Genomic DNA, 14,075 nt, shown 5'->3' with positions numbered 1-14,075 from the left:
CTCGTTCATCACAAAACCTATCGTTGACGTATGGGCGCCAACCTTAACTTGACACCAATGGCATCCTTGCCCGCTCCACAAGAAATTTACTAAGTTTACCTTCTCTTCCAAAAGCCCAGTGGTCGTGAAATTTTCGCCAAAGATGCCTAGTGGCAATTCTGTGCTTATAACATCATGCTGGGGGTAAAGTTCCGGGCAGTCCTAGAATTTCATCGCCGAGTTCGGCAGAAACACGCTCAACCACCGCCATGTCAGGCGCTTCTGTCTCAGAGAGCGTCCCCGCTTCTGCAACGAACCGAGCAAAGCCACTAGGCGCCGCTACGACCAACCCACGAGCTGGCTTATCACTCAACGCAGCGACAACATGAGGTGTGCCAACTGGAATCAGGAAGCTTTCACCAGCGTTTAGAACAATCTTGTTCCGACCAGCCCAAACCGTGAACTCCCCCTCTAGTACATAGAGTTGTTCGGAATAGCGCGTGTGGCGATGAGGAGGGGTTTGTGAGCCAGGTGGAAAATAGCCTTCGATCAAATCGTACTTACCTCCAGTTGTTGTGTGATCGGCAACGATTTTAAGTTGAGAGCCTAATAACCAAAAAGATTGTGCCGTTGAGTCAGCAGAGGCAGGTAGAGAAAAATAGACTGAAACACTCATCATTAAGCCAAACATTAACACAAATCGCTTCAAAAGTTTTTTCATTTTCATGGATTTATTCTCCTTAACAATACCTTCGCCAAAATTTTAGAACTGATTATCGTATAAGCTAGAGCTATACAAGATCGACAACTTATTGCAGTAATGTAGCCGGATAGAACTTACGCATACCAGAGACAGTAACGTGAAAGGTCGTGAGAAGAGGATTGAATTCAATAATATGCAATTGTCTCTAACTTTGTCGTCCACTGTGAGTTGAAACTTTTGCACAACACAATGGTTGATAAATCAATCCATCTCAAAATGGAAGATTGGCTGCAACTAAAGTTGGAATGCAAATTCAAATCCTAGTACAACAAGGCAAAAGTAAAAAGTAAAAAGGCAAAAGAAAGAAAGTATATTTTACAAGCTTTCCAGCTATTTTTAATGGTAGCTTTATTTCCGCCGTTATGTACTAGTACAATTTGTTTTACCGCCTTAGCGCTGTTCGAGGATTGCCAAAGCAAGCCATTTCAATGCTTTCGTCGTAACTATCTTTGAATTTATACTTCAAATCAGCAACGCTTGTACTATAGTTGGATTCAACCTTCCATTTTCAGATGGAGTGATTTATTAATCGCTCTATTGGGAAAAAGTTTAAACTTTGAGTGGATGACTTTTTAGAGTTAGTTACCTATATTGAATAAAACGCACGCAAAAACCGCTGAAAGAATCGATGGAAGCGATTTTGAGCTTCAACTGCTCCGAAGGACGGTACAGGCGCCTGCTTGCCAATAATCAATTCCAATTCAGGGATAACATCAATAATGATTTGTCCATTACTTTCCAACGCAGTGAGCAGCCGAGATCGCTACTGTTGCGTTTGAAGGCGCCTTTTAATTTAAGTGCTGTTTCAAAAGAGCATGTTTTTGACCGATTCTGTTACTTGTATTGACATCACACGTGGCACCCAAAATATTACCAATAACTCAATTTACTACAAAACGGTACAACTGCCGATGCCAATCACTCATTTTTGTATGATAATAATCATGGCTATTAAAAGCTAATTATTTTATTTTTTGGGAGTCCCTATTCTTGTATCAAAAATGTTGTTAATTGCTCCATTTGCTGATTTTGCTTTTGTACCAGCTTAATAAGTTCTGCAATTTCCTCCGCTTTTAGAAGCGTGATTTTATCGTGTAAAAGTTCAATTTCCAATTCAGCTTTCATATTAATTTCATAATCGTGTTTAGCTTCTTGTCGGTCAATCGCAGCTTGCCGATTTTGGCTCATTATAATAATGGGGGCGGCATAAGCAGCTTGAAACGAAAGCATTAAATTCAGCAGGATAAACGGATAAGGGTCTCAATGTCTAACCACGGCAACAACATTCAAAATCACCCAAACTGTCAGAAAGCAGCTTTGAGCAATGATGAAACGCCAAGAACCCATAACGGTGGCAACCTGATCAGCAAGGCGCTCTCCGAAAGACAAACGCAGCTTAGGTGGATTTTGAGCGGGACCTTGCTCCCGCAACTTCAACAACAGTTGATATTCGTCTGGAGTAACTTGAGTGCGTATGGGTTTATAGTTCATCTTACATCTTGCACCTGCTTGCTTATTGAGAATGATAAAGCTTGTAATGCTTATTTTTGCGTAGGGTGGGCACTGCTAGCCCTGTCAAGGTGAGCATGAGTACTACCCATTTATAAGGGTTTTAGCCTTTCACTGATTAAAATTTGAAAGCAAAAAACAAAATTTGCGCTCAATTTTATATTTCAGGGTTGGGGGTACAACGTAAAAATAAGGCTTCCAGCTAGTACGCAAGTGGTACACCTTGACAGGGCTAGGTGGGCACTGCCCACCTTACCCTTATTGATAAGAAAATTATTGAGGATCATCCAAAATTGAACTGTATGCTTGTGGCTCTTGAGTGCGGTGTTGCATGTACTCCCGTCGAGCCTTTGCTATCTCCTGATAAACCTTTTTGCGAGCTAAATTGAGACCACCTAAAGGTGCGTGTTCAGGTCGCGTATGCCAGGGCGTAAACGATAGTCCCTCATCCAGCCGCTTGCGCTCCTCGAAGTCAAATTTTTGAGATGGAATTTTGATGGTAGCAAGCTTGATAAACGGTGAGTCCTTCTCTTCCCACTCTTGCATCGGGTTTTCAATAGGAGTTTTCTCATCGTTGAGATAAAGTTGCACTAAGAAGTCAAAAGTTACATCTTTACCATCTTCCGTCAGGTGTTTAACAATTGCCTCACGCAAATAATTGTCAGAATTGGGTATTGAACCAGAAGTATCTAAGGAGTGAGGTTTTACGGAAAACTTAATGGACTGAGAGCCGAGTTGATAGGGTGTAGTACTCCAATATTGAATGAGCAATGGATTTGCAACTTTTTTGCTAGCAATAGTTTTGATAACTTCAAAAGTGGGTTGTAGTGATTGTAGTGCTTCTGTATCTGCCTGACCTACGCTGGCTTTCGTAAGGTTGGCAAATCCCTGAGCATCGCGCACAATGAAAATTGGATGATTAATCAGCAGAAAGTCTTGGGTTTCCTTTTCATCATCCAGCACCTTTTCACCATCTACATCCAGAAGTTTAATGGCAATTGCCCGAATATCGGGATCGTTATCCGACTTAAACTTACCGCGTTTTTCTGCTTCGGAAGCATTGGAGAACCTTATCCAAGCTGAATAGGTTTTAGGCTGGGCAAAGATACCCACCTGCAAAGATTCGGGAATATTATCCTCAATTTTAAATTCTCCCCAAACTAAGGCGTGGCTTTTAGGATGGTCTTTTCGCAAACCTGGACTCTTATGGGCTTGAACATCGAGATCAATGTTTAAGATCGTATCGGTCGCCGCTTCCTGTGCGGCAGCAGATAAGTTAGAATGGCTCATCGGTCTTCATCCTTGTATTACAAGATAGTGCAAATATTTATCAATCTGTCCAGTTAGACTCACAAATAATCTTAACTGTAAACCCATCAACTTTTTCTACAAGCTTGCCGCATTAAAAGATTGTTGTTTTTATACACCTCTAAAGTTCCAGACTGCTTACTATCTAGCGTGCCGTCCCACACCCAATATTCATAATTGCGATTCCTAAATCTATAAACTCGAACTCCTTCTGTAGCTTGGCTAGTTCCTTTGCCCAAAGCCAAATTACCGTAGGAACTTGTAGAGCGGTACAAAAGTTCGCCTTTATAATGCTTTTTCCAAACATCTATATTGTATCCACCTTGGCATTTCAGATTGAGGATTAAGTCAGCAGTAGAATCGGCAGAAGCTCTTAAGGACAAATTAGCTGAAACACAGGTTGTGAGAGCAAGAAGTAACGTGAATCTTTTTAAGAATGTTTTCATAGTTTTTCCTTTCCTTAACTAATTTTTACAAGTTGCCACAGAATCGTCATGAGAATTTGTTCTCCAAATATCTCCTAAAGTTGAAAATTTTTACCCTGGCAAGTCTGAGCGGGATTGATAGCACCAGTGATGAATTGAGCGACTCCAGAGACCATGAAAGTTTTGATACAAAAACCAGGTATTGCTAACTAAATCCAGAATGGCAATTAATACCCAAACTGCCAATGTTACCATTGTAGGCAGGCTGAGGTCGGGAAAACTATTTTGTAATTCAACAATGCCGAATAGCAACAAAAATAGCAGCGAAACACCAAGTAGAAAGGATAATCGAGCGATTGCAATAATAAACCTTCCCATCTCTAAAATGCGGTTGTAGAGCGTTCCAAATCCCTCAATAATTTCCTCCATGTTGTTGAGAACCAGCAGAATTTGTTGTAGGTGCAGACGGTCTGCTAAAGAAAGTTGCTGTTGTTTTTCAACCCATTCATGTTTGAATTTTGCCAATATAATTTCTATAGCTGTTTGTTCGTCGCTAGTAATAGATGACCAAATTGGAAAATCCTTCATTTGCAGAAGAACTATATTGTTAATTACCTCCACTAACATTTCGTCAAACACACCTAATTCGGCAGGAAGTATCTGGGTCAGATGGATTAATCGTTCAATTTGCATTTGCAAGGCACGGTAATCATCGAATCGCCTTTGAGCAATTAACTGGCTTGTCACTGTCAAAAAAACAATCAAAACTCCTAGTAATGAAGCCAGAGATTGTGCAACAGCAGAGAAAAATTCTATCGCAACTTGTCGCTTTACTATCAACCAAGAAGTAGGGTTCTGGATAGTAAATATCAACATCACTACAAACAAAATTCCCATGAGCCATAGCTGATAGCGAATTAAAGCAGTGGCACAGACTCGTACTAGAGGAGTATTGCTAAGTTGAACTAAGCGTTGGAGTCTTCGCAGTGTTTCAGAACTATACAATGATTGGGTTTTTTGGGGCGCCATGATTTGAGGATCAGGTTAAAGAGAAGATTTGAAGTTGAGACTTTAGCCTCTCTTATTACTGAGGTGTACAACTTTGACTCAGAAAGGAGCGACCGTTCTTAGACACCTCTAACACTCCTTGCTGTTGGTGATCTGCCTTACCCCCAAGCACTTGATATTCATAGTCACCATTTTTAAACTTATACACTTGAGCAGACCCTGTATTTTCTCCAGTTCCTTTTCCCAAACTCAAATTTCCTAGAGGTCCCATACCACGATAGAGAAGTTCGCCCGAATTATACCTTTTCCAAATATTAACGGTGTACTCACTTTGACACTTTAAACTGAGTAACAAGTCAGCCGTCGAGTCAGCAGAGGCAGGTAGAGAAAAATAGCCTGAAACACTAGTCATTAAGCCAAGCAGTAGCACAAATCGATTCAAAAGTGTTTTCATAGTTTCTTGTTGTTTTGATGGTTCACTAAATGAAACTCAACGTCTTTCAGATCGCGCAGCAAGATGTACTTAGTAGAAACTCAAATTTGTGCCATACCACCATCGACAAACAACTCGATGCCGTTCACAAAGCTACTGTCATCTGAAGCAAGAAAGACAACAGCTTTGGCTATCTCATCGGGCGTGCCTACTCTCAAGAGCGGGATAATGCTGGCTTGGCTGTCCACGAATTCCTGTAATTGCTCATCATTCAGTCCGAAGTGATCGTAACCAGGAGTTGGAACCACGCCAGGACTAATGGCGTTCACCCGGATCTGGCGTTGTTTGAGGTCAAGTATCCAATTTCGGGCAAACGATCGCACGGCAGCTTTAGTAGCACTGTAAACGCTGAACGCTGGGGTGCCTTTGATAGAAGTGGTCGAGGCGTTCAAAATGATGGAAGCGCTGTCTGGCAACAGAGGCAGTGCCTTCTGCACAGTGAACAGCAGACCTTTGACGTTCGTGTTGAACGTTTTGTCAAAGTGTTCTTCAGTGATTGATCCGAGTGGGGCGATTTCGCCAATGCCAGCATTGGCGAAGAGTACATCCAGGCGTCCTTGCTCTTGCTTAATCGTGGCGAACAAGCGATCAAGGTCTGCCAGTTTGGAGACATCGCTTTGAACACCAGTAACATTTTTACCGATCTCACCGATCGCTTTTACGGCAGCATCAAGTTCAGTTTGACGACGACCTGTGATAAAAACATAGGCGCCTTCTTTTACAAAGCGTTTGGCAGTGGCAAGACCGATGCCACTGTTGCCGCCAGTGACAAGAGCAACTTTTCCTTCTAATTTTCTCATAATGGTGAATCTTCTAGTTGTTGAGTTTGTTTCGAGATATAGCTGACTTGTGTGTTTGCCCTTGCTGCCTACAACTTTGAAAACAACATATTTAACCCTTCGGTCATTGTAGGATGAGTCAAAATGGAATCGCGCAAAACGGTGTAGGGCATCTGAGCCAACATTACCATCTGCACCGTTGAAATAACTTCGCCTGCTGCGTGACAAAAGAGGGTACACCCTAAAATCTGCAAAGTTTCAGTATTTACAATTGCCTTCATCAGCCCATCAGTTTGACCCGACGTTTTCGCGCGCGGAATAGCTGACGCATCTAGTTTTGCGACTCGTATAGCATACCCTTGTTGCTGCGCTTCGGTTTCAGTCAAACCCACATGAGCCAGTTCTGGATCAATAAATAGACAGGATGGAATTAAGCGATCGTTCCTGTTGCGGTTGCCACCATCAATTAAATTCGCTTTGATAATGCGATAATCGTCGAGCGACAAGTGGGTATATTGGGGTCCTCCATTGATATCGCCTAACGCCCAAATTCCTGGTATGTTTGTCTCTAGTCGCTCATTGACTGGAATAAATCCGCGCGCATCGGTTGTTACACCAGCGGCGCCTAAATTTAAGCTATCAGCAGTAGTAGCACGACCAACAGCAACTAGTAAATGCGAACCCTGAAGGTTGATTTTACGGTCAGCAACCTGAAGTTTTAGTTCGGTAGCATTGCCACGTTCAACCCTTAACACTTTTGTTTTTAGCAAAAATTCAATACCGTCTCGTTCCAATAGTGCTTGCACCGCGCGCGCAATATCTGAATCTTGATGTGACAAAATTTGTTCACTTTGCCCAATAACAGTGACACGAGAACCAAACCGTCTAAACATTTGGGCAAACTCTAAACCAATGTAACCACTACCAAGAACAATTAAATGCTCAGGCAACTGTTCTAGTTCCATAATTGACTCACTGGTCAAAAACCCAGCTTCTTTGAGTCCTGGTACAGATGGAATCAACGGTTGCGTACCTGTATTGATAAAGAAGCGTTCAGCTGTAAGTAACCGAGTGGCGCCATCAGTTGTTGTTACTTCAATTGTTTTAGGAGCAACAAACCGCCCCGTTCCAATCATTAATTCGTGACCCAGAGCAGTTTCTAAGTTGTGCAAGTTCATTTCACGCAAGGACTGCACAACCGTTCGTTTACGTTGGATTACACCTGCTAAATCAACGCTAGATGGATTAACATTAACACCATAAGCAGCACTATTTCGCACTATATTGGCAACATTGGCACTCGCTACCATCGTTTTAGTGGGAATGCAGGCGAGATTAATACACCCACCACCAATCATGTTTAAGCTACGTTCAACCAAAGCAGTTTTACGTCCGTCAGCTACCAATGCAGGCGCCAGTGTTTTACCCGCTTTACCGCCGCCTATAATAATATCGTCGTAGTATTCAGGGTTCATTTACATCTCCTCACTCGTTTGAAGTTTAGTCATTAATTCAAAGAGGTTCTATAAGTTATTCTCAACTTCGGTTGGTAAGAGATAAGCTGTGCCTTGAATTTCATAAATCAAAGCGGTATCATTAGCGCCTCTCATTTGAGTCACAAGCTTATGTAGGTCGCTATGTAAATTTGTGCTATGTGTGCAGAAATGCTAGATTTTCCAACTGTGCCCAGCGTAGTCTTTGTGGTAATTATGTTTACCACAGAGACCATGAGAGAGTAGAGGGGGAATTAAGCGAGAATTCTTTCTTGTGGTTGCTGTGAGTAACCAACGGCTTCCTGCGCTTGTTGTAGAACGCAACCTGCGGTTTTAATTAAATCGGCGCCAAATTCGCCGATCATGATGGTAGGCGCATTAGTATGTCCTGTGATTAGAGTTGGCATAATTGATGCATCGATAACACGCAACCCTTCAACTCCATGTACCCGTAATTCAGGGTCTACAACTGCCATTGAGTCAGTCCCCATTTTGCAAGTGCCCACAGGATGAAACACAGTACCGCACGTTTCCCGGATGTAGGCTTCGAGTGCTTCATCGCTAGTTACGTCAGCACCAGGAGCGACTTCCCTACCTCGGAATTCATCAAAGGCATTGGTTTGAAACAATTGGCGCATTAATTTAATCGCCTCAACTAGCTTTTGTACATCGGATTGACTTTGCAGATAGTTGATTTGAATTTGAGGTGTATCTTTAGGATCGGGCGAACGCAAAGTGACACTACCAATATTTTCGGGATGGTTCAAAACTACTAGACCCGTAAATCCCAAACCAGAGTTGGGATAGCCAGGTGGTGCCCACAGAATTGGACCAAAGACTAATTCTAAATCTGGCGCCGCTTCGAGATTACCCTTGCTATGCAAAAATAATCCAGTTTCAGCAATTCCATTACTAGTGTTTGCCGTGTGTAAATCCTGAGTTGCCTCGTATGGCACAGCAACCAAAATATGGTCTCGCAGGTTTTGACCGACACCTGGCAAGTCAACGACGACAGGAATACTTAATGCTTGCAGGTGTTCAAAATTACCAATGCCGGAAAGCATCAGTAACTTAGGCGAATCGAAGGCGCCAGCACTGATAATGACTTCGGAGTTGACATTAACCTGGTGCAGCATTCCATTGTGCGCGTATTCTACCCCAATGGTACGGGTACCCTCAAACAACAACCGAGTCACTATGGCTCCTGTCCGAGTTGTCAAATTGGGACGTTGGAGAATGGGTAGAAGGAATGCATTTGCACTACTATGTCGTTTACCGTCCTTGACAGTAAACTGAAAAGGTCCTACACCTTCCTGCTGCCAGAACATTTGCACTGCCTTCTCGACGAATTCGAGTATTAAGTTCTGCTGCCGCACTCATTGACTCACTGGTATAAGTTTTAGGTAAAGCAGTAAGTTGTTCGATTACTACTTCTGGTTGGGTATCTTTAATGGCAACTTGAACAGCATCCGCATCGAATACATCCGCAATTACTGGTTCTACACCTTGTTCTTCTAAAGTCTTGGCTCTTTCTTGTGAATGAGTTAAAGCTACAATATCGTGCCCTTTCTTAATTAATTGTGCAATCAGCGGACGACCAATTACTCCCGTTGCACCAGCAACAAAAACTTTCATTTGTGAACCTCCTTTCATATTTACAAAAGTGCAGCATTCATCGCATCAGTATCAATGTAAACCTCTAACCTAACTATCTTTTCCTCCTTAACTGTCCAGACATGAGCCAAGTTACAACTGAACTGTTTTCCAGTTTGCTTGGTAACGCCACTCGTCTTGCCAATTGCCAAAGTTTGATCACCCGCTGGAATGTAGTAAGATATTTCGACTGAAGAATCAATTAACCCAGAAAACTTGGAGAAAAAATCTTTGCTTTGATCAAAGCCACGATAATAACCACCCCAAGGAAGTTTTTCAGTTTGATAAAACTCAACGTTAGAGGACATTAGAGAAAAATAACTGGGAATATCTTTTTTGTTTAGGTAAGTGTAAGCTCGCTTTATAATTTCTAAAGAATTCATTTGCATCCTTTCCCTATTCTAGAAATTAGTCTCTCTATTAGGGAATGGGTATAAGCAAAATCAAATTATGCAATAGGTAAGAATTTCAAGAAAATATTAGCAAGAAAGCAAGATTTTCTTCTGATTTCAAAGCATGTCGCGTTCCTGACGGCATTGAGACAAAAACACCAGGTTCTAAGAAAACTTCTTTACCTTCTAATACAAGAGTACCTTTTCCTGCTATGACTGTAATAACTGCGTTGCGATTTGTGTTGTGTTCAGCCATGTTTGTACCTGTGGCAATGCATATTAGGTTGTACTGGCTATTGTTATCTTTGAATAGAACTTTGCTGAAAACTTGATTGCTTGGATATTCACATTGTTCTTGCAATTGAGTGTACCAAGCATTGCGTTCGTGTGTTAATGTCATGATATTTTCCCTTCATTGCTTTGTAGGGATGTTGATAGTTTCATGTCGTCTGGCGCCGTTTGTGTTGTGCTTGATGCGACTAGTAGTGTGTGTGGACTCTTAAATGTAATCCGTGCCTCTGGTTTTTGACAGGCTACCATTGTTTTAACATGTTCACACTCATCATCACGGATGTTGACGAATACATCATATAAGTTGTCAACTTTGGGGCGCCGTGTTTCGGGAATTGTACCTGTTTGAAATTCATCGAACATATATAAATCACCATCACGGTAGTAATTAATTGCTACCTGTGGCGCCGCTTGTAACTTTAAGTCTTCTCCACGCTCAGACAGAAATGTATCATAGGTGTGATAAGCATGTTCTTCAATCAGTTCCATCATGTAGTAAGCATATTTAGGTAGAACTGCGTACAAAGGTGCAACTACCCAGTAATAAGCTACAGCTAAATGTTGAGCAATAAAACGGTCTATCCAACGGTTATTGCCTCCAAGCGATTCCATTATTAATAAATGGTGCAGTTCGTTCCAAGTCTCGGAAAAGTGAACTTTTAACCAATCCGCTTTACGCCAATACCCAAGAGTCTCATATAAATGTAATACCGACAAATAAGCAAAGTAAGGAACGCGCGCTATGGTTTCTAAAACCCAAAAGCGCGGATAGGGACGATTACGATAAACTACATCGGTTAGGAATACTAAAGAACTAACAATAGCACGAATGATAAGTTTCATGGTGTCTCCTTTCAAATTTAATAAATGTTGCGTTTAATAAACCTCTATAAGGGAATGGGTATAAGCAACATCAACTTATGCAAAGCCTGGGATTAAAATAATCAGATTCTCGAACTGATGTACAAAAAATTAGTTACGGCATTTTTCTGTAAAACTGCATAAATTGAAATTGTGGCACCTTATTACATATTAGAGCCAAATGAATTCTGAATCATCACGCATGGATTCACAAAAATCGGCATATATACAAACAAGGAGAAAACTATGTTTAAGTTCAACAAACAACTGACTGCCTTAGCACTTTTAACAGTTACTTCAGTTGGAGGTACTATCTTAACAGTTACAAATGCTCAAGCTCAATCAGGAACTGTTAAAGACGTAACTTTGTGGGATAGACCTAACCGTCAAGGCGCCTCGTTTGAAAGTAATCAAGGGGTTGCTGATTTGAGCAAAGTTGGATTTAATAATAGAGCCTCATCTGTTGCTGTAAATAACGGTCAAAAGTGGAGATTTTATAGAGATAAAAACTTTAAAGGTCCATTTATTGAAATTGGACCAGATGAATTTCGTGGAAACCTTGGAAAGTTCGACCATCAAATCTCATCTTTTAGATCAGTTAAGTAGCACAGACATTAGAGCGTCTATGTTAAATTTCTGACGCGCGTAATTCAACAACAGAATTACAAAACCACCATAGAGACGTTACATATAACGTCTCTACAATATAATAATTAACCATCCGTTACATCCGTTACATCCGTTGCCAAGTTTATTTCCGCTTTTCAATTACTACCCGTACTATCGCACTAGTAGCAAGGATGGCTAATAAAGATGGAACTAAAGGAACCCAGGCGCCTTGTATTAATAAACCGAGACAAACTCCAGATAATATAATAACTGTAACGCTTACAGCAATTCCAAAACTTAGCGCTGACCGAAAACGCCAAGAGATTATACCTCCTACTATAGCCCAATACCAAATCCATAGTGATTCACCCCATTTCGACCAAAACCATAATAATGGTCGCTTATCTAATGTTGCACTCAAAATTTGGCTGACCATGTGCGCTTGTATCACTATTCCTGACATCTCCTTATAAGGTACTTCTCTAGCACTATAAGGTGTAGACAAATAATCGCGAAAACTTTCCGCTACCGTGCCAATTAGTACAATTTTATTTTTAACTAATTCAGGCGCCACTTTATGATTCAAAACATCTGTCAAGGTAACTGTTGGTGCAACTGGAAAAGACGAGCGCCAATTTAACATGACTTGATGACCTAAATTATCAAGTTTGTGATATCCTCCAACGTTTTCTTCTAGGTTTTTAAATAGAACATTACCGAACTGCCAATTTTTTTCTGGGGTGAGTACAGGTTCAATACCCTGCGATGCTAAATAAATACTTGCTAATCGAAAATTTAGAGATTTGTCTGTATTACAAGGTGATATCGGCGCCATTGCGAGTAATTGGCGCCGAAGAATATTATCATCATCAACAACAGCATCGCTAAAACCCAAACGTTGGTTTGGAACTTCTGGTGGTGGACGAACACCAGCGCTCTTGTCTTCTTTACTTACTTTGCAAACAACAATTAGCTTGTTATTCTGTCGCAAAGTCTTAGTTAAATCTACAAATTCTGACTTAACAGGATTTTCACGGTAAATATCCAAACCAATAGCACGGGGTTGCCACTGTTCCAAAGAAGCCAAAAGTTGTGCCAATGCTTTATCACTTAGAGATGCTGAACCTCTTTCTTGTGTAGGTTGAGACTGAACATCACTATCCGTAACGGCAACAATTAAAATACGATTATCAGGTGCTTCTGTTGGACGTAATCTAATTAAACTATCAAAAGCAGAAAGTTCATACAATTGTAGTATACCCAAAGAACGTATCACAATAACTAAAATGGTAATTATGATACTCATTTTGGCAACTAATGGTAAAGCTTGCTTATATTTTAAAGTTTGACGAGTGCTATCACTATTGATTTTTGTCCATAGAAGTGGCGCCTCTGAAGGATTTTGACATACTACAGGTAGCCAACTAGCGCAGGGAAATTTGTTTTCCAAACCCTGCAATTTTTCCCTAGCTTGCCGTACAGAATAGTAAAAATCCTCACCATCAGCAAAAACTTCTAAAAAATGCTTTAAAAATTCATGAGCTACAAAGTCTGGTATTCCCTCACGCATGGCAATTACTTGAGGAATATGTAAAGATGCTAGCTGTGGAAATAAACCTAAACCATCACACGAGTTAAATATCGCCAAACTTAAACTGCGTCCTTGGGTACGTCGAGTTCCGCGCGGTGCAATAGCAGCTTTGAGTGCATTCCTTAATTGAGAAATTGTTAAACTCTCGCTCTTGTTTATGTAAATTCTCCCCGTTTGACTTTCACCTTGACTGGAACTATGTCCTGCAAAAAAAAGAATATCCCAACCGTATTTATCCCATAACCATTTGTCTAATTCTTGACGATTTGGTTCTACTAAAAAAACTATCTCTGTATTTGGAAGTTGTTCAAGTATTGCTCGGTCTTTAGTAAGGTCAATGCCTTTACTGTTACCCAATATTGCTAAAATCCTAACTTTGTTAATTAGGCGCCTTGGCGATACATTAACGCGGTCAAATTCATGTGTACTTAAACACACTTCACTTGATTGATAGTCCTCAAAAAAATCCCACAGATGCCAAGGAATACGTCGTACTTGCTCACACTCAGTCTGAATAACTACTCTTATATCATCAGTAGGAGCTAACTTGGTACGTAATTTTTGGTCAATTGGACGAAAAATTTTGGACTTTAGCCAGATATTGATGCTATTTTGTAGTTCGTTACATAACTTAGTAAATTCAATCGAAGAAACATTAGTTACATCTTCAAGCTCAATTTCAATATTCTCCTCAATTTCCATGCGCCTTTGCCAACCAGGAACTTTATAAGGAGTTTCATAAAGCAAGTGATAAAGTAATTGCCAATTTCGATAAAGTTCTGCAAGCTGCGGTGCGGCAGGTAAACTACCTGTAAACTGTACGGGTAAAGCGATATTATCATCCCACAGTTGAACTGTAACAACAGGGAAACCTGTTTTGATGTCACCTTGTCCCAAGTTGAATACAACTAACTTACTCAT

Annotated in this window: 15 protein-coding genes and 2 pseudogenes; 1 reads left to right on the top strand and 16 read right to left on the bottom strand. The window is 40.9% G+C overall.

The annotated features are described in order from the left end of the window. Positions 1-172 precede the first annotated feature (172 nt). The 15 genes and pseudogenes from AC2JBO_RS17555 to AC2JBO_RS17485 all read right to left on the bottom strand — a co-directional run bounded on the left by AC2JBO_RS17555 (position 173) and on the right by AC2JBO_RS17485 (position 10,936). Positions 173-670, bottom strand: coding sequence for a cupin domain-containing protein (locus AC2JBO_RS17555; protein WP_496954938.1), 498 nt, complete (start codon positions 668-670; stop codon positions 173-175). 664 nt (positions 671-1,334) lie between these two features. Further along, positions 1,335-1,505, bottom strand: a pseudogene (locus AC2JBO_RS17550) (serine/threonine-protein kinase PknK); the annotation flags it as partial. A 221-nt stretch (positions 1,506-1,726) separates the two neighbouring features. Then, positions 1,727-1,990, bottom strand: a pseudogene (locus tag AC2JBO_RS17545) (DUF1003 domain-containing protein); the annotation flags it as partial. A 12-nt stretch (positions 1,991-2,002) separates the two neighbouring features. Next, positions 2,003-2,233, bottom strand: a complete 231-nt coding sequence (locus AC2JBO_RS17540; RefSeq protein WP_496954936.1) for a hypothetical protein — start codon at positions 2,231-2,233, stop codon at positions 2,003-2,005. 291 nt (positions 2,234-2,524) lie between these two features. Beyond that, positions 2,525-3,541, bottom strand: coding sequence for a catalase family protein (locus AC2JBO_RS17535; RefSeq protein WP_496954935.1), 1,017 nt, complete (start codon positions 3,539-3,541; stop codon positions 2,525-2,527). A gap of 86 nt (positions 3,542-3,627) precedes the next feature. Next, on the bottom strand, positions 3,628-4,005 hold the full coding sequence (locus AC2JBO_RS17530) for a hypothetical protein (RefSeq protein WP_496954934.1): 378 nt from the start codon (positions 4,003-4,005) through the stop codon (positions 3,628-3,630). Between the two features lie 90 nt (positions 4,006-4,095). Continuing rightward, positions 4,096-5,013, bottom strand: coding sequence for a hypothetical protein (locus AC2JBO_RS17525; RefSeq protein WP_496954933.1), 918 nt, complete (start codon positions 5,011-5,013; stop codon positions 4,096-4,098). Positions 5,014-5,068: 55 nt separating this feature from the next. Beyond that, positions 5,069-5,446, bottom strand: a complete 378-nt coding sequence (locus tag AC2JBO_RS17520) for a hypothetical protein (protein ID WP_496954932.1) — start codon at positions 5,444-5,446, stop codon at positions 5,069-5,071. A gap of 80 nt (positions 5,447-5,526) precedes the next feature. Then, a complete protein-coding gene (locus AC2JBO_RS17515) occupies positions 5,527-6,285 on the bottom strand; it encodes an SDR family NAD(P)-dependent oxidoreductase (protein ID WP_496954931.1) in 759 nt (252 codons plus the stop codon). 68 nt (positions 6,286-6,353) lie between these two features. Further along, positions 6,354-7,739 carry a mercuric reductase gene (locus AC2JBO_RS17510; RefSeq protein WP_496954930.1) on the bottom strand — a complete coding sequence of 462 codons (1,386 nt, stop codon included), beginning with the start codon at positions 7,737-7,739 and terminating at the stop codon, positions 6,354-6,356. A gap of 272 nt (positions 7,740-8,011) precedes the next feature. Then, positions 8,012-9,085, bottom strand: coding sequence for a GMC family oxidoreductase (locus AC2JBO_RS17505; RefSeq protein ID WP_496954929.1), 1,074 nt, complete (start codon positions 9,083-9,085; stop codon positions 8,012-8,014). Continuing rightward, entirely contained in the window at positions 9,030-9,392 is a 363-nt protein-coding gene (locus AC2JBO_RS17500) for an SDR family oxidoreductase (RefSeq protein ID WP_496954928.1), read from the bottom strand. Before AC2JBO_RS17500 ends, AC2JBO_RS17505 begins: the two co-directional genes overlap by 56 nt. A 20-nt stretch (positions 9,393-9,412) precedes the next feature. Next, a complete protein-coding gene (locus AC2JBO_RS17495; protein ID WP_496954927.1) occupies positions 9,413-9,793 on the bottom strand; it encodes a nuclear transport factor 2 family protein in 381 nt (126 codons plus the stop codon). Between the two features lie 85 nt (positions 9,794-9,878). Further along, positions 9,879-10,202 carry a cupin domain-containing protein gene (locus AC2JBO_RS17490; protein ID WP_496954926.1) on the bottom strand — a complete coding sequence of 108 codons (324 nt, stop codon included), beginning with the start codon at positions 10,200-10,202 and terminating at the stop codon, positions 9,879-9,881. Then, a complete protein-coding gene (locus AC2JBO_RS17485; RefSeq protein ID WP_496954925.1) occupies positions 10,199-10,936 on the bottom strand; it encodes an alternative oxidase in 738 nt (245 codons plus the stop codon). Before AC2JBO_RS17485 ends, AC2JBO_RS17490 begins: the two co-directional genes overlap by 4 nt. Before the next feature lie 264 nt (positions 10,937-11,200). Here AC2JBO_RS17485 and AC2JBO_RS17480 point away from each other — a divergent pair, with 264 nt between their 5' ends. Beyond that, entirely contained in the window at positions 11,201-11,560 is a 360-nt protein-coding gene (locus AC2JBO_RS17480; protein WP_496954924.1) for a beta/gamma crystallin-related protein, read from the top strand. 145 nt (positions 11,561-11,705) lie between these two features. Here the strand turns inward: AC2JBO_RS17480 and AC2JBO_RS17475 are convergent, their stop codons facing one another. Then, positions 11,706-14,075, bottom strand: a complete 2,370-nt coding sequence (locus AC2JBO_RS17475; RefSeq protein ID WP_496954923.1) for a CHASE2 domain-containing protein — start codon at positions 14,073-14,075, stop codon at positions 11,706-11,708.

The sequence above is a fragment of the Calothrix sp. CBUCES-K 9914 genome (assembly GCF_059640475.1).
The sequence above is the reverse complement of the archived record's forward strand: the minus strand, read 5'-3'. Positions and strand labels throughout refer to the sequence as shown.